The following is a 21006-nucleotide window of genomic DNA, read 5'->3' as shown; positions in this document are numbered from 1 at the left end:
CCTCCGGGCGGCTACTTGGAGACAGCCGTCGGGGCGGCAACCGATGCCGACGCGCCGTCACCCGCGAACACCGACACCGCCGCCTTCGCCGCCGCCTCCGCGAGCGAAATACCCTTCGCCTGTGTCGAGTTGCCCTTCGACAGCACCGCCACCAGGTAGTCGTGGCCGTCCACCGTCACCCGCCCGATGCTGTTGATGTCCCACAGCCCGGTCGTGCTGCGCGCCAGCCAGCCGTTCTTCAGGGCCCACGCGGAACCGTCGGCCGCGGCCGACACCCCCCAGTGCTGGTCGACGGCTATCTGCCCCATCAGCCCCTGGACATACGCCCGCGAGGCCTCGCTCAGCTCCGAGTCCCCGCCGAACACCTGCTGGAGCAGGGCCAGTTGGTCGGTGGCTGTGGTCTGGGTGAGCCCCCACAGCATGTCGTCGCCGCCCGAGGTGTCCGTGAGACCGAGCCGCTCGTTCGCGGCGTCGAGACCGTCCGCCTTTCCGATGATCCGCCACAGGGCCGACGCGGCGGTGTTGTCGCTGTTCTCGATCATCGCGGTGGCGTACGACTTCTCCCGCGCGGTGAGATGCCGGTCCGCGTCCTGGGCCTGGAGCAGCAGTGTCGCCAGGATGTCGACCTTGACGATGCTCGCCGTGTCGAACGTACCGTCGCCGTACGAGGCGCTCCCGCCGGAGTCCGGGTCGAGCACGGCCGCGGCCACTTCGGCACTGTCCTCCACGCTCACCGACTTCAGCGCGTGGGCCAGCAGTTCGTCGTGGTCGACGGTCGGCTCCGCCACGGTCTCCACCGATGTCTCCCCGTTCGCCGAAGTGGAAGCGGCAGCCGACGACGAGGCCGACGGCGTCCCCGCCGACGATACGGCGCCCGCACCGGAGTGCGCCTGCGCCTTCACGTACACGGTTCCGGCCGCCGTGGCGCCGAGGACGGCCACGGACGCGAGCGCGGTGTACAGCAGGGGACGGCGCCGGGACGGACCGGAGCGGACGCTGCGGGCGGCTCTGGAAGACTCCATGCCCGCGATGCTCGGGGTACCGGCTGTGCGGGCCGTTAGACGGACGTTAGATGTGTGTCAGGGATATCTGAGAAACCCGTGAAAGTCGTCACGGGCAGGTTTCCGGGCCCGCACAAGCCCAGCAGCATCCCCCCTATAGGGTCGGTGACCGTGGCGAACAAGAACATTCCCGACTCCGGTTTCTCCGACGACGACGGCTCGGCCGACCCCCGGCTGAGCGCGGCGCTCGCCGCCTGGGCCGAGGACCGCACCGCCGCGGGCCCCGTCCTGGAGGCCCTCAAGGGGGCCCGGCTGCTCGTTCCCGTCGTGGCCGTGCTGGGCGAGGTCGAGGAGGACGAGAACGGGCTGCGCCGCGAGAAGACCAGCGACATGGCCGTACCGACCCTGAAGGCCGGTTCCCGCACCGCCCTGCCGGCCTTCACCTCCACCGAGTCGCTGGCCCGCTGGGACCCGGCGGCCCGCCCCGTCGCCGTACCGCTGCACCAGGCCCTCCAGGCCGCCGCGCACGAGAAGGCGGACACGGTCCTGCTGGACATGGCCGGTCCGGTGCCGTTCGAGCTGACGGGGGCCGCGCTGCTGGCGCTGGCGGAGGGGCGTACGACCACGGACCCGCTCGCCGACCCGGCCGTCGTGCGGGCCGTACGGGAAGCGGTGGCCGCCGAGCCCGCCGTGCTGCGCGCCCACCTCGGGCCGGGGCAGGCCGACGGCACTCTCGCCCTGGTACTGGATGCGTCCGCACCGCCCGCCGAGGCCGCCCGGGCCCTCGCGCAGCGGCTCGCCGCCGACGACACACTGAGGGCCCGCCTGGTGCGCGGCCTCGACCTGGCACTGCTGCCGGCCGGAGCGACGCCGCCGGGCGAGCCCCTGTACGTACGCCCGTGAGTCAGCCGTAGATCGGGCCGGTGTACTTCTCACCGGGGCCCTGGCCCCGCTCGTCCGGGACGAGCGACGCCTCGCGGAACGCCAGCTGCAGCGACTTCAGGCCGTCGCGCAGCGGGGCTGCGTGGAACGAGCTGATCTCGGTCGCGCTCGCGTCCAGGAGGCCGGCGAGGGCGTGCACCAGCTTGCGGGCCTCGTCCAGGTCCTTGTACTTGTCGCCCTCCTCCGTCAGACCGAGCTTCACGGCGGCGGCGCTCATCAGGTTGACGGCGACCGTCACGATCACCTCGACGGCGGGGACCTCGGCGATGTCGCGGGTCATCTCGTCGAAGTCGGGGCCCGCGGCGGACTCGGCGGACTCAGCAGGGGTGTCACTCATGCCCCACACGATAGGCCCCGGTGTACGACGGTTCGCACCACCCCCGACAAGCTGCTAACCTTGTGTGACGACCGGCCGGACAGCAATGCCCGGCCCACAAGTGGAGGCTCCGATCTCCCACCTGACCGTCCCCCGGGGCGGCGGGTCACCCCGGTCAGGCGGCCACCATCGTTCCGTACGGACGATGGAGTCGCCCGAATGTGCGCCCCGCGGCATCACCGCGGCGGTGCTCCGGTAGTGCCAGGAGCCCCGCCTGTGATCGTCCGGGGCATTTTTTGTGCTTCGGCGCGGTTAGGTCTGTCTAACAGAGACAAACGCGGCCGTCCGCCAGATGGCCGTGTGGTGCTAACCGAGGAGGATCCATCAGCGCCGAGCCCCGCATCAACGACCGGATTCGCGTTCCAGAGGTGCGACTTGTCGGTCCCAGTGGCGAGCAGGTGGGCATTGTCCCGCTGGCCAAGGCACTGGAGCTTGCGCAGGAGTACGACCTGGACCTGGTCGAGGTGGCGGCGACCGCCCGTCCGCCTGTGTGCAAGCTCATGGACTACGGGAAGTTCAAGTACGAGTCGGCCATGAAGGCCCGTGAGGCGCGCAAGAACCAGGCGCACACGGTCATCAAGGAGATGAAACTCCGGCCGAAGATCGACCCGCACGACTATGACACCAAGAAGGGTCACGTCGTTCGGTTCCTCAAGCAGGGCGACAAGGTCAAGATCACGATCATGTTCCGTGGTCGCGAGCAGTCCCGGCCGGAACTCGGCTACCGACTGCTGCAGCGTCTCGCGGAGGACGTGGCCGACCTCGGGTTCGTCGAGTCGAACCCGAAGCAGGACGGCCGAAACATGATCATGGTTCTCGGTCCGCACAAGAAGAAGACCGAGGCGATGGCCGAGGCCCGCCAGGCTCAGGAGGCCCGCAAGGCCGACGCGAAGGCCAACCCCGGCCGCTCGCAGAACCTCGCGGAATCCGACAGCGTCGAGAACGAAGCCGAGGCCCCGGCCGAGGCTCCCGCCGAGGCGTGATCCCGGGGGACGAGAGTCCCCAGGACCCAACCGATACAAGAGCGACGCTCCACCGTGCCCGGTTTTCGTGACCGGGCACCGGAGCGCCACCGACGAGGAGTGAACGGCGCTATGCCGAAGAACAAGTCGCACAGCGGTGCCAGCAAGCGCTTCAAGATCACCGGCTCCGGCAAGGTGCTCCGCGAGCGTGCCGGCAAGCGCCACCTGCTCGAGCACAAGCCGTCCCGCGTGACGCGGCGCCTCACCGGCAACGCCGAGATGGCCCCGGGCGACGCCAAGAAGATCAAGAAGCTTCTCGGCAAGTGACCTGTCGGCGCGGTCGATCCTCCGGATCACCGAGCGCCACACGTCTGGACCGGGACCCAATCGATTTCGGGCCGTGTGAAGACCACCACGGCCCCGCTACAAGGAGTTAACAAGTGGCACGCGTCAAGCGGGCAGTCAACGCCCACAAGAAGCGCCGGGCGATCCTCGAGGCGGCCTCCGGCTACCGCGGTCAGCGTTCGCGCCTGTACCGCAAGGCCAAGGAGCAGGTCACCCACTCGCTGGTCTACAACTACAACGACCGCAAGAAGCGCAAGGGTGACTTCCGCCAGCTGTGGATCCAGCGCATCAACGCCGCTGCCCGCGCCAACGGCATCACGTACAACCGCTTCATCCAGGGTCTCAAGGCCGCGAACGTCGAGGTCGACCGCAAGATCCTGGCCGAGCTGGCCGTCAACGACGCCGGTGCCTTCGCGGCGCTCGTCGAGGTGGCCCAGAAGGCTCTGCCGAGCGACGTCAACGCGCCGAAGGCCGCGTGACGCTGGCGCTGGCTTGAAGCCGACGTGACTGGACGGACCCGTGGGTACTTGCCTGCGGGTCCGTTGTGTTGCGTGGTGCGGGCGGGTCGGCACCACCCCCACTGCCTTGAGGGCGTGGGGGGACCCCAGATCCGCCGTCGTGGTTGATCGCCGTTGCGGCGGAAAATCGGTTACCGAAGGTGAGTTGCATGCCCCCCGTCACCCCCGAGCTCATCTCCCCGCGTTCCTCCCGTGTCCTGGCCGCCCGGCGGCTCGCCAAGCGGAACTTCCGGGGCAAGGAGCGGCTGTTCCTCGCGGAGGGGCCGCAGGCGGTGCGGGAGGCGGCGGCACACGCGTCCACGCTGGTCGAGCTCTTCGCCACACCGGACGCGGCGGAGCGGTACGCCGACATCATCGGTGAGGCCCGTGCCGCGGGGGCCCGGGTGCATCTCGCCGACGAGCAGGTCATCGCCGACATCTCCACCACGGTCACCCCGCAGGGCCTGGTCGGGATCTGCCGGTTCCTCGACACGCCCTTCGAGGACATCCTCGCCGCCCGGCCCAAGCTGGTCGCCGTGCTCGCGCACGTACGCGACCCGGGCAACGCCGGCACCGTCCTGCGGTGCGCAGACGCCGCCGGCGCCGAGGCCGTCGTCCTGACCGACGCCTCCGTCGACCTGTACAACCCCAAGGCCGTGCGGGCCTCCGTGGGCTCCCTCTTCCACCTTCCCGTCGCCGTCGGCGTGCCCGTCGAGCGAGCCGTGGCCGGGCTGAAGGACGCCGGGGTCCGCATCCTCGCCGCCGACGGAGCCGGGACGGACGACCTGGACGGCGAGCTCGACAAGGGGACCATGGGCGGGCCGACCGCCTGGGTGTTCGGGAACGAGGCATGGGGGCTCCCCGAGGAGACCCGCGCGCTCGCGGACGCCGTGGTCCGCGTCCCGATCCACGGGAAGGCCGAGAGCCTGAACCTCGCCACCGCGGCTGCCGTATGTCTGTATGCGTCAGCCCGTGCACAGCGCGCCTCCGGAGGGTGCCGCTCCGTCACCGAGAGCTAGTAGGGTGACCTGCTCGGGGGCCCTGCGCCGTCTGAGAGGTGGGGTACGGGGATGAGCGTCGGCACGAGCAGCGCACCGGGAGCACGGGACGTACGGCGCCCGCCCGCGTCCCGGCCCGGTGATCTCGCCGAGCTCGGCATCGATCCCGACCAGCTGCCCGACGGGCTGGTCGTCGCGGACGAGGACGGGCGCGTGATCTGCTTCAACGCCGCCGCGGCGCGGATCACCGACCTGCCCGCCGAGGACGCCCTCGGACAGCGGCTGGAGAAGGCCCTGCCGTTAGAAGACCTGGAGGGCCGGCGCTGGTGGCAGCTGACCGATCCCTACGGCGGTCTCGCCATCCGGGTGGGACAGCCCGAGCGCAATCTGCTGCTGCACGGGGGGCGCGAGGTGCTGGTCTCCGCGAAGTACGTGCGCACGCGGCCCACCGGACCGGTCCGCCGGGTCGTCGTCTCCCTGCGTGACACCGAGGCCCGCCGCCGCACCGAGCGCAGCCACGCCGAACTGATCGCCACCGTCGCCCACGAGCTGCGCTCCCCGCTCACCTCGGTCAAGGGGTTCACGGCCACCCTCCTCGCCAAGTGGGAACGCTTCACCGACGACCAGAAACGGCTGATGCTGGAGACCGTCGACGCCGACGCCGACCGGGTCACCCGGCTCATCGCCGAACTGCTCGACATCTCGCGGATCGACTCCGGGCGGCTGGAGCTCAGGCGCCAGCCCGTCGACATCGGCGCCGCCGTCGGGCGGCACATCCAGGCGTACGTCGCCGCCGGCCTGGCCGCCGACCGGTTCCTGCTGCGTCTCGAACAGCCGCTGCCCGACCTGTGGGCCGACCCCGACAAGGTCGACCAGGTGCTCAGCAACCTGCTGGAAAATGCGGTGCGGCACGGCGAGGGAACCGTCACGATTGACATCGCGCCCACGGCGTCCCCGCGCGAAGGGGAGGACGTCGGTACGTCGGTCACGGTGAGCGACGAGGGGTCCGGCATCCCGGAGGAGTCCATGAACCGCGTCTTCACCCGCTTCTGGCGGGGCAGCAAGCGCGGCGGCACCGGCCTCGGGCTCTACATCGTCAAGGGCATCGTCGAGGCCCACGGCGGCACCATCACGGTCGGCCGCGCCCCCGGCGGCGGCGCCGAGTTCCGATTTACGTTGCCCGTGAGCGCTCCGGCCTACCTGACCTGAGCAGCCCGCGGGCGCATTCGAACATCCCCACCCCGTTAGACTCGGCCTTTGGCACCTTTGTGTCCCGAAGCCGACGACGATTCGTCCATGGATCGGTGACGGGGACTCCAGCCAGCCAATCGGAAGCACGGGAAGAGATGTCGGCACCGAATAAGTCGTACGACCCTGTCGAGGTCGAGGCGTTGAAACCGGAAGCGATCGAGCGCATGCGGGACGAGGCGCTCGCCGCCTTCACCGCCGCCGATTCCCTCGACGCGCTCCAGGAGGCCAAGGTCGCGCACACCGGCGGCACCTCGCCGCTGGCCCTCGCCAACCGCGAGATCGGCGCGCTGCCCCCGCATGCCAAGGCCGAGGCCGGCAAGCGCGTGGGCCAGGCCCGCGGCGCCGTGAACAAGGCCCTGGCCGCCCGCCAGGTCGAGCTGGAGGCGGAGCGCGACCAGCGGGTGCTGGTCGAGGAGGCGGTGGACGTCACGCTGCCGTACGACCGCGTACCGGCCGGCGCCCGCCATCCGCTCACCACGCTCTCCGAGCGCATCGAGGACGTCTTCGTGGCCATGGGCTACGAGGTCGCCGAGGGCCCGCAGGTCGAGGCCGAGTGGTTCAACTTCGACGCCCTGAACATCGGCCCGGACCACCCGGCCCGCGGCGAGGCCGACACGTTCTTCGTGCAGGGCCAGGGCGGCGGCACCGAGTCCGGCGTCGTGCTGCGCACCCACACCTCGCCCGTGCAGATCCGCTCCCTCCTGGAGCGCGAGCTGCCGGTCTACGTGATCTGCCCGGGCCGCGTGTACCGCACCGACGAGCTGGACGCCACGCACACGCCCGTCTTCCACCAGGTCGAGCTCCTCGCCATCGACGAGGGCCTGACCATGGCCGACCTCAAGGGCACCCTGGACCACATGGTCCAGTCGCTGTTCGGCGAGGGCATGAAGACCCGGCTGCGGCCCAACTTCTTCCCCTTCACCGAGCCGTCCGCCGAGATGGACATGGTGTGTTACGTCTGCCGCGGCGAGTCCGTCGGCAACCCCGACCGGCCCTGCCGCACCTGCTCCAGCGAGGGCTGGATCGAGCTCGGCGGCTGCGGCATGGTCAACCCCAAGGTGCTGACCGCGTGCGGCGTCGACCCGGAGAAGTACAGCGGCTTCGCCTTCGGGTTCGGCATCGAGCGGATGCTGATGTTCCGCCACAACGTCGAGGACATGCGAGACATGGTCGAGGGTGACGTCCGGTTCACCCGGCCGTTCGGGATGGAGATCTGATGCGGGTCCCGCTTTCCTGGCTGCGGGAGTACGTCGACCTGCCGGCCACTCAGACCGGGCGTGACGTCCAGGCCAAGCTCATTTCGGCCGGCCTCGAGGTCGAGACGGTCGAGCAGCTCGGCCACGACCTCAAGGGCCCGCTCGTCGTCGGCCAGGTGCTGACCATCGAGGAGCTGGAGGGCTTCAAGAAGCCGATCCGCTTCTGCACGGTCGACGTCGGCCAGGCCAACGGCACCGGCGAGCCCCAGGAGATCGTCTGCGGCGCCCGCAACTTCGTCGTCGGCGACAAGGTCGTCGTGGTGCTCCCCGGCGCCACGCTGCCCGGCGGCTTCTCGATCGCCGCCCGCAAGACGTACGGCAAGACGTCCCACGGCATGATCTGCTCCGGCGACGAGCTGGGCATGGGCGACGACGGCAGCCACGGCATCATCGTGCTGCCCCCGGAGACCGAGGTCGGCAAGGACGCCATCGAGCTGCTCGAACTGGTCGACGAGGTCCTGGACATCGCCGTCACCGCCAACCGCGGCGACTGCCTGTCCATCCGCGGCGTCGCCCGCGAGACGGCCATCGCCTACGGCCTGCCGCTGAGCGACCCGGCACTGCTCGACGTCCCGGGACCGAACGCCTTCGGCTATCCGGTACAGGTCCTTGACCCCGTCGGCTGCGACCGCTTCACCGCACGCACCGTCACCGGCCTGAGCCCCGAGGCGCGCTCCCCGATCTGGCTCCAGCGGCGTCTGCAGAAGGTCGGCATGCGTCCGATCTCGCTCGCCGTCGACGTCACGAACTACGTGATGATGGAGCTCGGCCAGCCGCTGCACGCCTACGACCGCTCGCTGGTCCAGGGCACCATCGGCGTCCGCCGGGCCGAGGAGGGCGAGAAGATCGTCACCCTCGACGGCGTCACCCGCACCCTGCACGCCGAGGACCTGGTGATCACCGACGAGCGCGGCCCGATCGGCCTCGCCGGTGTCATGGGCGGCGCCAACACGGAGATCGCCGACCACACCGAGGCCGAGGGCACGACCGATATCGTGATCGAGGCCGCGCACTTCAACGCGGTCTCCATCGCCCGCACGGCCCGCCGCCACAAGCTGTCCTCGGAGGCGTCCAAGCGCTTCGAGCGCGGCGTCGACCCGCAGGCGGCCTCCGCCGCCGCCCAGCGGACGGTCGACCTTCTGGTGCTGCTCGCGGGCGGCACCGCCGAGGCCGGCGTCACCGAGGTCATCGCGCCGTCCGGGCCGCACACCATCGCGGTCGCGGCCGACCACCCGGACAAGGTCGCGGGTGTCGAGTACGGCCGCGAGACGGTCGTACGCCGTCTCCAGGAGGTCGGCTGCGACGTGTACGGGCAGGACGAGCTGATCGTCACCGTGCCGTCCTGGCGGCCCGACCTCGCCGAGGTCAACGACCTGGCCGAAGAGGTCATCCGCCTGGAGGGCTACGAGAACCTGCCCTCCACGCTGCCCAAGCCGCCCTCCGGCCGTGGCCTGACCCACCGGCAGCGGCTGCACCGCCGCGTCGGCCGCGCCCTGGCCGGTGCCGGGTACGTCGAGGCGCCGAACTACCCGTTCGTCAGTGAGCAGGTCTTCGACCAGCTCGGCCTCGCGGCCGACGACCCGGCCCGCCGCGTCGTCAAGCTGGTCAACCCGCTCAACGACGAGGAGCCGGCCCTTCGTACCTCGCTGCTGCCGGGTCTGCTCGCCGCCCTGCGGCGCAACGACGGCCGGGGCTCGCACGACCTGGCGCTGTTCGAGACCGGCCTGGTCTTCCTGCCGCGTGAGGAGCAGCGGGCCGCTGTCTCGCCGCCCGTCGACCGGCGACCGACCGACGAGGAGATCGCCGAGCTTGACGCCGCGCTGCCCGAGCAGCCGCGCCACGCCGCCGTCGTCCTCGCGGGCGCCCGCGAGCAGGCCGGCTGGTGGGGCAAGGGCCGCCCGGCCGACTGGGCCGACGCCGTCGAGGCGGCGCGGACCGTGGCGCGTGAGGCCGGTGCCGAACTGGTCGTCCGCGGCGGCCAGTACGGGCCGTGGCATCCGGGGCGGTGCGCCGAGCTGGCGGTCGTCGCGGACGGTGCCGAGCGGGTCGTCGGTCACGCGGGTGAGCTGCACCCGCGCGTGCTGAAGGCGCTGGGCCTGCCCGCGCGTACCTCCGCGATGGAGCTGGATCTGGACGCCCTGGAGCGGGTCGGTGACGGCACCCCGCAGGCGCCGAGCATCTCCACGTTCCCGGTCGCCACGCAGGATGTCGCGCTGGTCGTCGACAGGTTCGTACCGCACGCCGATGTGGAGGCCGCACTGCGCGACGGTGCGGGTGAACTCCTGGAGGCGATCCGGCTGTTCGACGTGTACGAGAACGCCGAGCAGCTCGGTGAGGGGCGCAAGTCGCTGGCGTACGCGCTGCGGTTCCGCGCGGCCGACCGGACGCTGACGGTGGATGAGGCGTCGGCGGCTCGGGACGCAGCGGTCGCCCTCGCGGGCGAGCGTACGGGGGCTGTTCTCAGGGGTTAGTCGTTGCGGGGCAGGCGGTTGTCGACCGGCTACGGGTTCGTTGTGGCTGGTCGCGCCGTTCCCCGCGCCGCTCGTGGGGGCACGCCCCCACACGCCCAATTCGGTCACCTCACTCGATTGAGTGACTTCTCCTGGTGATCCGGCCCTTTCGGGGATGCGGTCGACAGAATCGGACTGGCCTTTCGGGGTCGGTCCGATTGCGCTGTCAGGCCTAATTGGGGGGCCATCGGCATGATCCGCATCAAGGCTGGGGTGCCCCGCGGGACGGGGCGGACCCGTACGGACTCACGGGGGCCTGGTCGCCGGGGCCTTCCCGCATGGGTCCGGGCCGGCACCCGTCGACCCCTGCGGCAGGTCCTCTCGCTCGGGCTGCCCACGGCCTGGGGCGCCGCCGCGGTCTGGTACAAGCTGGCCTGTCCGCTGGCCCAGCAGGACGGCTTCGGCGCGCGCGCCGTCAGCAGCGCCGTCTTCTTCGCCGTGGGCGCCGGGCTCATTTTCCACGTCCGGCACTCTCTGCTGCGCGAACTCCGGCAGGCGCGTGAGGTCGCGAGCGCCGCCCAGAGCGCGCTGCTGCGGCCGCTGCCCCCGCGCATCGACGGACTGGACGTCGCCGCCGCCCAGCTGTCCGCCGACCGCGGCGCCACCATCGGTGGCGATCTGTACGAGGTCGCCGCCACCGAACACGGCGTACGGGTCGTCATGGGCGACGTCCGCGGACACGGGCTCGCGGGGATCGGCACGGCCGCCGCCGTCCTCGGCAGCTTCCGTGAGGCCGTCCACGACGAGGCCCGACTCGACGGTGTGCTGCGGCGACTGGAACGGGCGCTGGCCCGGCACCTTCGCGAGCGCGCCCGCGCCGAACACCCCTCGGTCGGTCCGGAGCCCGACCATCCGGTCGCCGAGGAGTTCGTGACCGTACTGCTGCTGGAGATCGGCCGGGACGGGGAGGTGCAGGCCCTCAACTGCGGTCATCCGTGGCCCTATCTGCTCAGCGGCACGGGGGTCGAGCCGCTCGCTCGTGCCGACCCGCTGCCGCCCCTCGGCCCGTTCCCGCTGCCGTCCGAACTGTCGCCCGTGCCCTGCGGGCAGCTGTTGCCGGGCGAGGCGTTGGTCCTGCACACGGACGGAGCGGAGGACGCCAGGGACGCACGAGGCCAGTTCTTCTCCCTGGCGGACGCGCTGTCCGAGGCCGTCCGTGATCGTCCCGTGGCTGTCCCCGAGGTGGTCCTGGGAGCGGTTTTCACCGCTCTCCTGCACCACACCCGAGGCGCGCCGACGGACGACGTGGCCCTATTGGTGCTTCGCAACGACCGCTCGGGCCGACGTCCCTCAGGGACGCGAGACGGTGACGCGTGCGGCTCCGCCGCGCGGGTGCGAGCCACCGATCCGCAGCCGACCACGCACCTCTAGCCGATGGCTGACTCGGCCCGGCCGGCGGGGCCGTCCGCCCCGCCACGGAGTGTCGGGCAGGCAGCTGGGCGGACGGCGCGGAATCGGGCCGCCGCACTGTACGAGGGGGAGCCGGCGGCCCGGCCGGCCTCTTGCGAGGCATTTCAGTCAACCGGCTGGAAACTCTCCGCGACAGTGTGCACACAGTGCGGATTCGAGTACTCCGTTCGCACCCCGTGTGAAGGAGGACCCACTACTCTGTCGGCACCGATGCACCCGGGGGGCATCTCATGCAGCCCAACACTCTGCTCGACGCGATCCTGGACGAGGCGGGCATCTCGCACGCGGGACTCGCCGCCCATGTGAACCAGGCGGGCCGGGCGCGCGGCCTCGCGCTGAGATACGAACACACCGCCGTGGCACGGTGGTTGAAGGGGCAGCGGCCCCGCGGTCAGGTGCCCGACCTGATCTGCGAGGTGCTCGCCGTCCGGCTGCAACGACCCGTCACCCTCGACGACATAGGCCTCGGCGTACCCGGTGAGCCGTCCGCCCCGCACGGCACCTCGCTGTCCGGGTTCGTGGAGCGGGCCACCGCCCTGTGGCGCTCCGACGAGCAGCAGCGCCCGCACATCCTGGGCGCTCCCGCGGTCACGGGCACGCCCGCCGTCATGCCCGTGTGGGAGTGGGAGAACCCGCCCGAGGACGTCGACGTATCGCGCGGTGGCCGGCACCGGGTCACGGCGGCCGACCTCGAGATGCTGCGCGCGGCCCGTACGCACTACGAGCAGATGTACCGCAAGGCCGGCGGGGTCGCGACCCGTGCCCGGATCGTGGGCTTCCTGAACGCCGAGGCCGCCCCACTGCTGCGCGGCAGCTACACCGACGAGACGGGCCGGCAACTGCACCGGGCCACCGGCGGTTTGGTGGCGGTCGCCGGGATCTGCGCCTACGACTCCGACGCGCACGGTCTCGCCCAGCGCTACTTCCACCAGGCGCTCAGGCTCGCGAAGGCCAGTGGCGACCGGGGACTTGGCGCGTACGTGATCGCCCTGCTGGTCAACCAGGCGCTGTTCATGCGGGAGTACCGGCAGGCCGTCGCCTTCGCGGAAGCCGCGCTGCGTGCCGCCGGCCGGCACATCACCCCGGCGCTCGCCTCCGACCTGTACGCGATGCAGGCGAAGGCGTACGCGCACCTCGGCGACGGCACGAGTGCGCTGTCCTGCATCCGGCGGGCCGAGCAGGCCGCCGAACGCATCCGGCGCGGTTACGAGCCGGACGAGACGGGCTATGTCCAGCCGGGACTGGTCAACGTCCAGGTGGCGGAGGCGCTTCTGAGCCTGGGTGAGGTGGCGGCGGCTCGGGAGCACGCCATGGCCGCCGTCGACAACCCCGCCCACGACCGGGGCCGGGTGCACCGGCTCGCGATGCTCAGCACGATCGAACTGCGGCAGGGCAACGCCGACAAGGCGGTGGCCATCGCCGTGCAGATGGCCGAGCAGGCCCGGGGAATGGAGTCCCAGCGCCTGCGCGACAGACTCCGGGCGGTGCGCGAACACCTGGTGCGCAGCGGCTGCGCGGGCACCGCCGAGGCCGCCGCACTCATCGACGGGGCACTGCGCGTACCGCTCTAGGACCGGCTCACCACCGCCGACACTCATCGTCCCTGCTGCGATATTGCCACTTACTCGACGGAAGGTGGCAGAACCGTGCAGTGGACGAAGCAGAACGAACGAACTGTGTATGGAAATCGCTGGTTCACCGTCAACCTGGCAGATGTGGAGCTGCCGGACGGCCGGCACCTGGACCACTTCCTCATACGACTGCGTCCCGTCGCCGTGGCCACAGTGGTGAACGAGGCCAATGAGGTCCTCCTCCTGTGGCGACACCGCTTCATCACCGACAGCTGGGGCTGGGAACTCGCGGCGGGCGTCGTCGAGGACGGCGAGGACATCGCGACGGCGGCCGCCAGGGAACTCGAGGAGGAGACCGGCTGGCGGCCGGGACCCCTGCGCCACCTGATGAGCGTGGAGCCGTCCAACGGGCTCACCGACGCCCGGCACCACATCTACTGGGCCGACGAGGGCGAGTACCTCGGACACCCCGTGGACGACTTCGAGTCGGACCGCCGGGAATGGGTCCCCCTCAAGCTCGTCCCCGACATGGTCGCCCGCGGTGAGGTCCCGGCCGCGAACATGGCGGCCGCGTTACTGCTGCTGCATCATCTCCGACTCGGACAGGACGCCACGCCCTGATACGCCCCCCATCGCGTCCTGGAGCCTGCTAGTGCCCCAGGGCCTGCCAGATCGTCACGACGAGCGCGCCCATGGCGGTGAGTACCGCGACCGCGGGCAGCGGCCAGCGGGCGTGCTCCAGGGCGGTGAGCCGGGCGGCCAGGTCGTCGAGTTCCTTGTCGGTCTCCTCGGTGCGATGACTGAGCAGGGCCAGCCCTCCCTCGACGCGCGTGTACGCCACGTCGAGTCGGCGCCGTAACTCTGCGAGTTCCCCATGGACCACGGGATGCTCTGGGTCGGCGGTCACGAGTCCGCTCCTCTCTGTAGTCTTCACATCCCTTGCATGCGCATGAAGAGTCAACTCGCCTGGTGGGCGCGTGGGGAGAGTGTGCGAGGGGCATATGCGAGCCCGGGGCGCACACGGTGTGTGAATGCGACGGGCCCGGCACTCGAAGAGCGCCGGGCCCGTGTTCGTCGCACTGTGTCATCGGCACCCTGGAACGGGCACTGTGCAATCAGCCGTAGGTGTAGAAGCCCGATCCCGACTTCCGGCCCAGCCGGCCCGCGTCGACCATGCGCTGGAGCAGCGGGGGAGCGGCGTACAGCGGCTCCTTGTACTCCTCGTACATCGAGTACGCGACCGAGGCGACCGTGTCCAGGCCGATCAGGTCGGACAGCTTCAGCGGGCCCATCGGGTGGGCGCAGCCCATCTCCATGCCGTTGTCGATGTCCTCGCGGCTGGCGATGCCCGACTCGAACATCCGGATCGCGGAGAGGAGATACGGGATCAGCAGCGCGTTGACCACGAAGCCGGAGCGGTCCTGGGCGCGGATGGCGTGCTTGCCGAGCACCTTCTCGGCGAAGACCTGGGCCCGGCTGAGCGTGCCCTCCGAGGTGGTGAGCGCGGGGATCAGTTCGACGAGCTGCTGCACCGGGGCCGGGTTGAAGAAGTGGATGCCGATGACGTGGTCGGGCCGCGCTGTGGCGACCGCCAGCTTCACCAGGGGGATCGAGGAGGTGTTGGAGGCCAGGATCGCGTCGGGCCGGGTGACGACCTGGTCGAGCACCTGGAAGATCTCGGTCTTCACCTGCTCGTTCTCGACGACGGCCTCGATGACCAGGTCGCGGTCCGCGAACTCGCCGAGGTCGGTGGTGAAGCTGAGACGCGCCAGTGTGGCGTCCCGCTCCTCCTCGGAGATCTTGCCGCGTTCGGCGGCCTTCGCCAGGGAGTTGAACAGCCGGGTCCGGCCGATCTCCAGGGCCTCGCCGGTGGTCTCGGCGACCTTCACGTCCAGGCCGGCGCGGGCGCACACCTCGGCGATGCCCGCTCCCATCTGGCCGCAGCCGACCACTCCGACGCGCTCGATGTCGGTCACATCGTCCCTTTCGCTGGTCTACGGGCATCGCAGGCGCGTGGGTCCGGTGCGCCTGCTCCGTTCGTGCACGTTACCGCCAAGTATCGATGATCGATCGCCGGGGTGGGGCATCCGTCGGGCATCCTGGGCCGCGGAGACGGTCCGTGACCACGCGGACCTGCCTGTTCGGGGGTGTGTATGGGACGAGTGTCACGACGGATGTTCGCGCTGGCCGCGCTGGCGACGCTCACGTCGGCCTCGGGAGGCGCGTGGGCCGCTCCGGGCCACCGGGCGGCCCGGGCGGGGAGGGCCGCCGGGATGCGGGGCGTGTGGCTGGCGACCGTGATGAACCGGGACTGGCCCTCACGGCCGGGCCTGAGCGCGGCGGACCAGCGGGCCGAACTGGTCGCCCACCTCGACAAGGCCGTGGAGACCGGCCTCAACGCGGTGATCTTCCAGGTCCGTCCCACCGCCGACGCCCTGTGGCCCTCGCCGTACGAACCCTGGTCGCAGTACCTCACCGGCGTCCAGGGCAGACACCCAGGCTGGGATCCGCTGGGCACGGCCGTCCAGGAGGCGCACGCGCGCGGCCTGGAACTGCACGCCTGGTTCAACCCGTACCGGATCGCCGCCCACGACGATCCCGGACAGCTCGTCGCGGCCCACCCCGCCCGCCGGCATCCGGACTGGGTGGTGCCGTACGGCGGGAAGCTCTACTACAACCCGGGTCTGCCCGAGGTCCGCGCCTTCGTCCAGAACGCGATGCTCGACGCGGTGAGGAAGTACTCCGTCGACGCCGTGCACTTCGACGACTACTTCTACCCGTATCCGGTGGCGGGCCAGAGTTTCGACGACGACGTGGCCTACGACAGGCACGGCGGCGGCTTCCCGGACCGGGCCGCCTGGCGGCGGAACAACATCGACCTGCTGGTGCGCGAGACCTCGGCCCGGATCAAGGCGATCCGGCCCGCAGCGCGCTTCGGCGTCAGCCCCTTCGGGGTGTGGCGCAACGTCGCCACCGACCCGCTGGGCTCCGACACCCAGGCGCTGCAGACGTACGACGATCTGTACGCGGACACTCGCAAGTGGGTGCGGCAGAACTGGATCGACTACATCGTCCCGCAGCTGTACTGGCACATCGGCTTCGCCGCCGCCGACTACGCGAAGTTGCTGCCCTGGTGGGCGGAGGTGGCCCGGGGCACCGGGACGCGGTTGTACGCCGGTGAGGCGCTGTACAAGGCGGGCGCCCCGGCGCAGCCCGACGCTTGGCGGGACGCCGCCGAACTCTCCCGGCACCTCGCGCTCGCCCAGGACCATCCCGAGGTGCGCGGCCATGTCTTCTTCGCCGCCAAGGACGTGGCGGCGGATCCGATCGGGGCCATGGCACGGGTGGTCGCCGACCACTACGGACGGCCGGCGCGGACTGCGCGGGACGGGTCCTAGGGGTGCCCTGCCCGAGTGCGCTGGTGGTCCCCTAGTGGTTGGTTTCCCGGTGCCGGATCTCGGTGTCCGGGCCGGGTGAGCAGACGCCCTCATGCCCATCCTGGAAGCGGACGCGGTACGGGGGGTTGCCCTCCTGTCCCATCACCTCGACGATCTCGCCGACCTTGTCGTTCTGTCCGACCACCCTGCCGTGCTGGACAAGCTGGTCGCCCACGGTTGCACGCATCTGTCAGGCCTCCTCACCCTGTGCGGGAGCAGCGGTCCGTGGCCTTGAGTTTACGGCGCAGGGCCCCGTCGGGACCGGTGCGTGCAAGCCGCTCAACCTCGCGCCCGCTGCGTGACGGCGATGCACACGAGCACCGCCGCGGCCGTCAGCGGTGCGGCCACCGTCAGCTGCTCGCCCAGCAGCAGCACCGACCACACCAGTGTGAGCAGCGGCTGGGCCAACTGCAACTGGCTGGCCTTGGGGATGCCGATGGCGGCCATGCCCCGGTACCAGACGACAAGGCCGAAGAACTGCGACCCGGCCGCCACCCACAGCAGCCCGGCCACGCTGTGCGCGGTGAGCCGGAGGGGTTCGTACGACAGCGCCAGCGCGGCGGCGGGCACGGCGAGCGGCAGGCACAGCACCAGCGCCCAGCCGATGACCTGCCAGCCCGGCATGACCCGGGCCAGCCGGCCGCCCTCGGTGTAGCCGGCCGCGCACACCAGCAGCGCCCCGAAGAGGTACAGGTCGGCGGTGCTGAGGGCGCCACCGCTCTGCTGCACGGTGAAGACGGCCACCGCGGCGGCGCCAGTGAGCGCCGCGGCCCAGAACGTGCGGGAGGGGCGTGTGCCCATGCGCAGGGCGGAGAACAGGGCGGTGGTCAGGGGGAGCAGACCGACCACGACGGCGGCGTGCGCGGTCGTCGACGTCTTCAGCGCGAGCGTGCTCAGCAGCGGGAAGCCGACGACGACGCCGGCGGCGACCACCGCGAGCCCTGTCCAGTGGCGCCGGGCGGGTACCGGTACGCGCAGCGCGAGCAGGCAGGCGCCCGCGATCAGCGCCGCGAGGACGCTGCGCACGGCGACCAGGGACCAGGGGCCGAAGCCCTCCAGGCCCCAGGCGGTGGCGGGGAAGGTGAGGGAGAAGGCGACGACGCCGAGGGCGGCCTGGAGGGTGCCGGCGCCGGTCGTCCCGCCGGCCGCGCTCGTCCCGCTCCCGCTGGTTCCGGTCGTCCCGGTCGTCCTGTCCGAAGCGGTGACCGCTATCGGGTTCGGTGCGGTAGCGCTACTCTGTGCTCTCATGCAGGAGCGTAGCAGTGTGGCGGATCTGGCGGAGCGACTGCGGCGGGAGCTCGACCGCTACTCGCCGGGTGGAAAGCTCCCGTCGAGCCGTGCCCTCGTCGAGCGATTCCGGGTCAGCCCGGTGACCGTCTCGCGAGCCCTCGCCCAGCTGGCTGCCGAGGGGCTGGTGGTCACCCGGCCCGGCGCCGGCGCCTTCCGGGCGCGACCGCGCACGCGGGCCGCCGCCGCGGGTGACACCTCCTGGCAGGAGGTCGCCCTCAGTGCGGACGGCGCCGCCGACCTCGTACCGCGCTCGGTGGACGCGTCCGGTGTCCTGGTCTCGCTGGCCGCCCCGGCGCCCGGCGTGATCGAGTTCAACGGCGGCTATCTGCACCCCTCCCTGCAGCCGGAGCGGGCGATGGCCGCCGCGCTGTCCCGCGCGGGCCGTCGCCCCGGCGCCTGGGGGAGACCGCCCATCGAGGGACTGCCGGAACTGCGGGAGTGGTTCGCGCGGAGCATCGGCGGCCCCGGCGGGAGTCTCACGGCCGCGGAGGTGCTGGTCACCTCGGGCGGCCAGTCCGCGCTCACCACCGCGCTGCGCGCGCTCGCCCCGCCCGGCGCGCCCGTGCTCGTCGAGTCGCCCACCTACCCGGGCATGCTGGCGATCGCCCGCGCGGCCGGTCTGCGTCCGGTCCCGGTGCCGGTCGACGCGGACGGCGTACGGCCGTCCCTGCTCGCCGACGCGTTCCGGGCCACCGGTGCCCGGGTCTTCGTCTGCCAGCCGCTGTTCCAGAACCCGACCGGCGCCGTGCTCGCCCCCGAGCGGCGCGGCGAGGTGCTGCGCATCGCGCGCGAGGCGGGCGCGTTCGTCGTCGAGGACGACTTCGTGCGGCGGCTCGTGCACGAGGACGCGGGGCCGCTGCCGCGTCCGCTGGCCGCCGACGACCCCGACGGCGTCGTCGTCCACGTCGGCTCGCTGACCAAGGCGACCTCGCCCAGCTTCCGGGTGAGCGCGCTCGCCGCGCACGGGCCGGTGCTGGAGCGGCTGCGCGCCATCCAGGTCGTCGACACCTTCTTCGTGCCCCGCCCCTTGCAGGAGGCGGCCCTCGAACTGGTCGGCTCGCCCGCCTGGCCGCGCCATCTGCGCGCGATCTCCGCGGAGTTGAGGACCCGCCGCGACACGATGACGGCCGCGCTGCGGCTCGACCTGCCCGACCTCGCCCTCCCGCACATCCCGTCCGGCGGCTACCACCTGTGGCTCCGCCTCCCCGACGGGACCGACGAAGTGGCCTTGGTGGCGGCCGCCCAGCGCGCGGGCGTCGCGATCACTCCCGGCCGCCCCTACTTCAGTGCCGAACCGCCCGCCGGACACGTGCGGTTGAGCTTCGCGGCGGTGGCGGGGACCGGGGAGATCGCGGAAGGGGTACGGCGGCTTCGTACGGCCTGTGAGGAGGTGCTCTAGACGTGCTGCGGAGCAGCTTCAACGGTGCTGCGGAGGTGCGTCAGGGGCGCAACGGTGCTGCGGAGGTGCGTCAGGGGTGCCCCACGGGGTGCGTCGGGGGTGTACGGAAAACTGCTCGACGAGATCGCCCGCGAACTGCGAACCTCCCCGCATGACCGACACCCCGAGCCTCGCCGAGGGCTACGAGATCTCCACCGACCCCGACCGCCTCGACGGCGAGCGCGTGCACCGCTGGCTGTCCACCGACGCGTACTGGGCGATCGGGCGGCCCCGGGAGAAACACGACCAGGCGATCCGGGAGTCGCTCAACTTCGGGGTGTACGAGTCGGTTTCGGGGGATCAGGTGGCGTATGCCAGGATCGTCACGGACCGGGCGACCTTCGCATGGCTGTGTGACGTGTACGTCGATCCTTCGGTGCGCGGCAAGGGGATCGGCACGGCGCTCGTCGGGGCCGTGCGGGAGGAGCTGCAGCCGTACGGGCTGCGGCGGATCCTGCTCGCCACGCACGACGCCCACGGAGTCTACGAGAAGCTGGGGTTCGCGCCGTTGGAGAAGCCGGACCAGTGGATGGCGCTGGTCCTCGGGCGGCCGACTCCATAACTCCCAGGTAACACCTCTTGACCTGCGGACTTTCGCGACTCACCATCGCCGCATGCAACTACGGGTCACGTTCGTCGCCGCCGCGCGCAGCTCCCCGCTGCTCGCCGAGCGCTTCGAGGACGACCGTCCGCTGGACCAGGCCGGCTGGGACGAGGTGCAGCGCGTCGCCCACGACCTGATCCCGCTCGCGGTGGCCGAGCTGCGCTACTGCTCGCCGACCCCGCGCAGCCGCGCCACCGGGGACGCCCTCGGCTACTCGCCGCTGGTGCAGCTCGCCCTGCGCGACTGTGACATGGGGCGCTGGCGCGGGCTGACGCTCGGCGAGGCGATGGCCCGCGAGCCGGAGGCGGTGGACGCCTGGCTCGCCGACCCGAACAGCACGCCGCACGGTGGTGAGTCGCTGCGGGAGTTCATCTCCCGGGTCGGCAACTGGCTGGACACCCGCCCCGTCGAGGACGGCGGCCGGATCGTCGCCGTGGCCGAGCCCTCGGTGGTCCGCGCCGCCCTGGTGTACGCCCTGAAGGCGCCGCCCTCGACATACTGGAACATCGACGTCCGCCCGCTGTCGACGACCGTCGTCACGGGCCGTGCGGGGCGCTGGAACCTCCGCCTCGACGGCGTGCCGACTCAGCCCTCGCGGGCGTAGTCGGTGGTCAGGACCAGGTCCTTCGCCGGACCGCCCACGCGCCACACGGTCCGCCAGTGGTCCTGGTCGCGGACGGTGAACTCCCCGCGATAGAGGTCGGCCGAACAGGGATGGTCGGCGACATGACGCCCCGAGGTCAGGTCCAGGGCGTGGAAGGGGCGTCCGTCGGCGAAGCGCACGTCCGCCGGTCCGGGTGAGCCGCCCGGCCCGGGCAGGAAGCGCAGGGTGCGTTCGGCGGGGCGTGGGACGCCCTGCCAGGTGAAGGTGCCGGACTCGTGGTGCAGCAGTCCACCCTCGTACAGCGGGCTGAAAGTCGTCGTGCCGGTGAAGTGGCCCTCCGCACCGCTCACCATGTCCCGCACGGTTCGTTCCACCTGCCAGCTCCCGGCCAGGTAGGCCAGCACGTCCGGCACTGGCCAGAACTCGCCCATCCCGTCCGCTCCTTCGTCACATCCGTTGTTGTGCGACCCATTGACGCGTCCCTGCCCCCTCCCTATCTTGCCGTTCGAAGTGT

21 protein-coding genes and 1 pseudogene are annotated in these 21006 nt (G+C 71.5%); 15 read left to right on the top strand and 7 right to left on the bottom strand.

Annotation, left to right across the window (positions count from 1 at the left end; translation table 11 throughout):
- Positions 1-11: 11 nt before the first annotated feature.
- Positions 12-1022, bottom strand: a complete 1011-nt coding sequence (locus ACWBNA_RS34695; protein ID WP_482708480.1) for a serine hydrolase — start codon at positions 1020-1022, stop codon at positions 12-14.
- A gap of 150 nt (positions 1023-1172) precedes the next feature.
- On the opposite strand from ACWBNA_RS34695, the gene ACWBNA_RS34690 reads away from it, so the two are divergent.
- Positions 1173-1904, top strand: a complete 732-nt coding sequence (locus ACWBNA_RS34690) for an SseB family protein (RefSeq protein WP_482708479.1) — start codon at positions 1173-1175, stop codon at positions 1902-1904.
- A 1-nt stretch (position 1905) separates the two neighbouring features.
- Here ACWBNA_RS34690 and ACWBNA_RS34685 read toward each other — a convergent pair whose 3' ends face one another.
- A complete protein-coding gene (locus ACWBNA_RS34685; protein WP_482708478.1) occupies positions 1906-2280 on the bottom strand; it encodes a DUF1844 domain-containing protein in 375 nt (124 codons plus the stop codon).
- 337 nt (positions 2281-2617) lie between these two features.
- Between ACWBNA_RS34685 and infC the strand changes: the two are divergent.
- The 10 genes and pseudogenes from infC (at position 2618) to ACWBNA_RS34635 (ending at position 13740) form a co-directional block, all read left to right on the top strand.
- Positions 2618-3302, top strand: a pseudogene (gene infC / locus ACWBNA_RS34680) (translation initiation factor IF-3).
- Between the two features lie 111 nt (positions 3303-3413).
- Positions 3414-3608, top strand: coding sequence for a 50S ribosomal protein L35 (gene rpmI / locus ACWBNA_RS34675; protein ID WP_482708477.1), 195 nt, complete (start codon positions 3414-3416; stop codon positions 3606-3608).
- Between the two features lie 113 nt (positions 3609-3721).
- Entirely contained in the window at positions 3722-4105 is a 384-nt protein-coding gene (rplT, locus tag ACWBNA_RS34670) for a 50S ribosomal protein L20 (protein ID WP_007495403.1), read from the top strand.
- A 188-nt stretch (positions 4106-4293) separates the two neighbouring features.
- Positions 4294-5142, top strand: coding sequence for a TrmH family RNA methyltransferase (locus ACWBNA_RS34665; protein WP_482708476.1), 849 nt, complete (start codon positions 4294-4296; stop codon positions 5140-5142).
- Between the two features lie 51 nt (positions 5143-5193).
- Complete coding sequence (locus tag ACWBNA_RS34660; RefSeq protein ID WP_482708475.1) at positions 5194-6330, top strand: sensor histidine kinase; 1137 nt, start codon at positions 5194-5196, stop codon at positions 6328-6330.
- 137 nt (positions 6331-6467) lie between these two features.
- Positions 6468-7589, top strand: coding sequence for a phenylalanine--tRNA ligase subunit alpha (gene pheS, locus ACWBNA_RS34655; RefSeq protein WP_482708474.1), 1122 nt, complete (start codon positions 6468-6470; stop codon positions 7587-7589).
- Entirely contained in the window at positions 7589-10099 is a 2511-nt protein-coding gene (pheT, locus tag ACWBNA_RS34650) for a phenylalanine--tRNA ligase subunit beta (protein WP_482708473.1), read from the top strand. The genes pheS and pheT overlap by 1 nt, the downstream gene beginning before the upstream one ends.
- A gap of 231 nt (positions 10100-10330) precedes the next feature.
- Positions 10331-11509 (top strand): PP2C family protein-serine/threonine phosphatase, encoded by a 1179-nt coding sequence (locus ACWBNA_RS34645; protein ID WP_482708472.1) that lies wholly within the window; start codon positions 10331-10333, stop codon positions 11507-11509.
- Positions 11510-11778: 269 nt separating this feature from the next.
- Positions 11779-13119: an NsdA family TPR-like regulatory protein gene (locus tag ACWBNA_RS34640; protein ID WP_482708471.1), complete on the top strand. Its 1341-nt coding sequence runs from the start codon at positions 11779-11781 to the stop codon at positions 13117-13119.
- Between the two features lie 75 nt (positions 13120-13194).
- Positions 13195-13740 (top strand): NUDIX hydrolase, encoded by a 546-nt coding sequence (locus ACWBNA_RS34635; RefSeq protein ID WP_383864876.1) that lies wholly within the window; start codon positions 13195-13197, stop codon positions 13738-13740.
- A 28-nt stretch (positions 13741-13768) separates the two neighbouring features.
- Here the strand turns inward: ACWBNA_RS34635 and ACWBNA_RS34630 are convergent, their stop codons facing one another.
- Both ACWBNA_RS34630 and ACWBNA_RS34625 read right to left on the bottom strand, forming a co-directional pair.
- Positions 13769-14026 carry a hypothetical protein gene (locus tag ACWBNA_RS34630; RefSeq protein WP_482708470.1) on the bottom strand — a complete coding sequence of 86 codons (258 nt, stop codon included), beginning with the start codon at positions 14024-14026 and terminating at the stop codon, positions 13769-13771.
- A gap of 208 nt (positions 14027-14234) precedes the next feature.
- A complete protein-coding gene (locus ACWBNA_RS34625) occupies positions 14235-15095 on the bottom strand; it encodes a 3-hydroxybutyryl-CoA dehydrogenase (protein ID WP_482708469.1) in 861 nt (286 codons plus the stop codon).
- Positions 15096-15272: 177 nt separating this feature from the next.
- Between ACWBNA_RS34625 and ACWBNA_RS34620 the strand changes: the two genes are divergently transcribed.
- Entirely contained in the window at positions 15273-16517 is a 1245-nt protein-coding gene (locus ACWBNA_RS34620) for a glycoside hydrolase family 10-like protein (protein ID WP_482708468.1), read from the top strand.
- 31 nt (positions 16518-16548) lie between these two features.
- Here the strand turns inward: ACWBNA_RS34620 and ACWBNA_RS34615 are convergent, their stop codons facing one another.
- Both ACWBNA_RS34615 and ACWBNA_RS34610 read right to left on the bottom strand, forming a co-directional pair.
- Entirely contained in the window at positions 16549-16743 is a 195-nt protein-coding gene (locus ACWBNA_RS34615; protein WP_217239707.1) for a DUF1918 domain-containing protein, read from the bottom strand.
- A gap of 92 nt (positions 16744-16835) precedes the next feature.
- A complete protein-coding gene (locus ACWBNA_RS34610; protein WP_482708467.1) occupies positions 16836-17804 on the bottom strand; it encodes a DMT family transporter in 969 nt (322 codons plus the stop codon).
- Between ACWBNA_RS34610 and ACWBNA_RS34605 the strand changes: the two genes are divergently transcribed.
- From ACWBNA_RS34605 to ACWBNA_RS34595, 3 genes are all read left to right on the top strand, one after another.
- On the top strand, positions 17803-19245 hold the full coding sequence (locus ACWBNA_RS34605; RefSeq protein WP_482708466.1) for an aminotransferase-like domain-containing protein: 1443 nt from the start codon (positions 17803-17805) through the stop codon (positions 19243-19245). The two genes, ACWBNA_RS34610 and ACWBNA_RS34605, sit on opposite strands and share 2 nt — an antisense overlap.
- A gap of 151 nt (positions 19246-19396) precedes the next feature.
- Entirely contained in the window at positions 19397-19846 is a 450-nt protein-coding gene (locus tag ACWBNA_RS34600; RefSeq protein WP_482708465.1) for a GNAT family N-acetyltransferase, read from the top strand.
- Positions 19847-19898: 52 nt separating this feature from the next.
- The gene (locus ACWBNA_RS34595; RefSeq protein ID WP_482708464.1) at positions 19899-20492 is read left to right on the top strand and encodes a histidine phosphatase family protein; all 594 of its coding nucleotides are present in this window, start codon (positions 19899-19901) and stop codon (positions 20490-20492) included.
- On the opposite strand, the gene ACWBNA_RS34590 is transcribed toward ACWBNA_RS34595, so the two are convergent.
- The gene (locus tag ACWBNA_RS34590; RefSeq protein ID WP_482708463.1) at positions 20474-20923 is read right to left on the bottom strand and encodes a DUF6314 family protein; all 450 of its coding nucleotides are present in this window, start codon (positions 20921-20923) and stop codon (positions 20474-20476) included. The two genes, ACWBNA_RS34595 and ACWBNA_RS34590, sit on opposite strands and share 19 nt — an antisense overlap.
- Positions 20924-21006 lie beyond the last annotated feature (83 nt).

The organism is Streptomyces sp. Q2, from assembly GCF_056820935.1.
The sequence above is the reverse complement of the archived record's forward strand: the minus strand, read 5'-3'. Positions and strand labels throughout refer to the sequence as shown.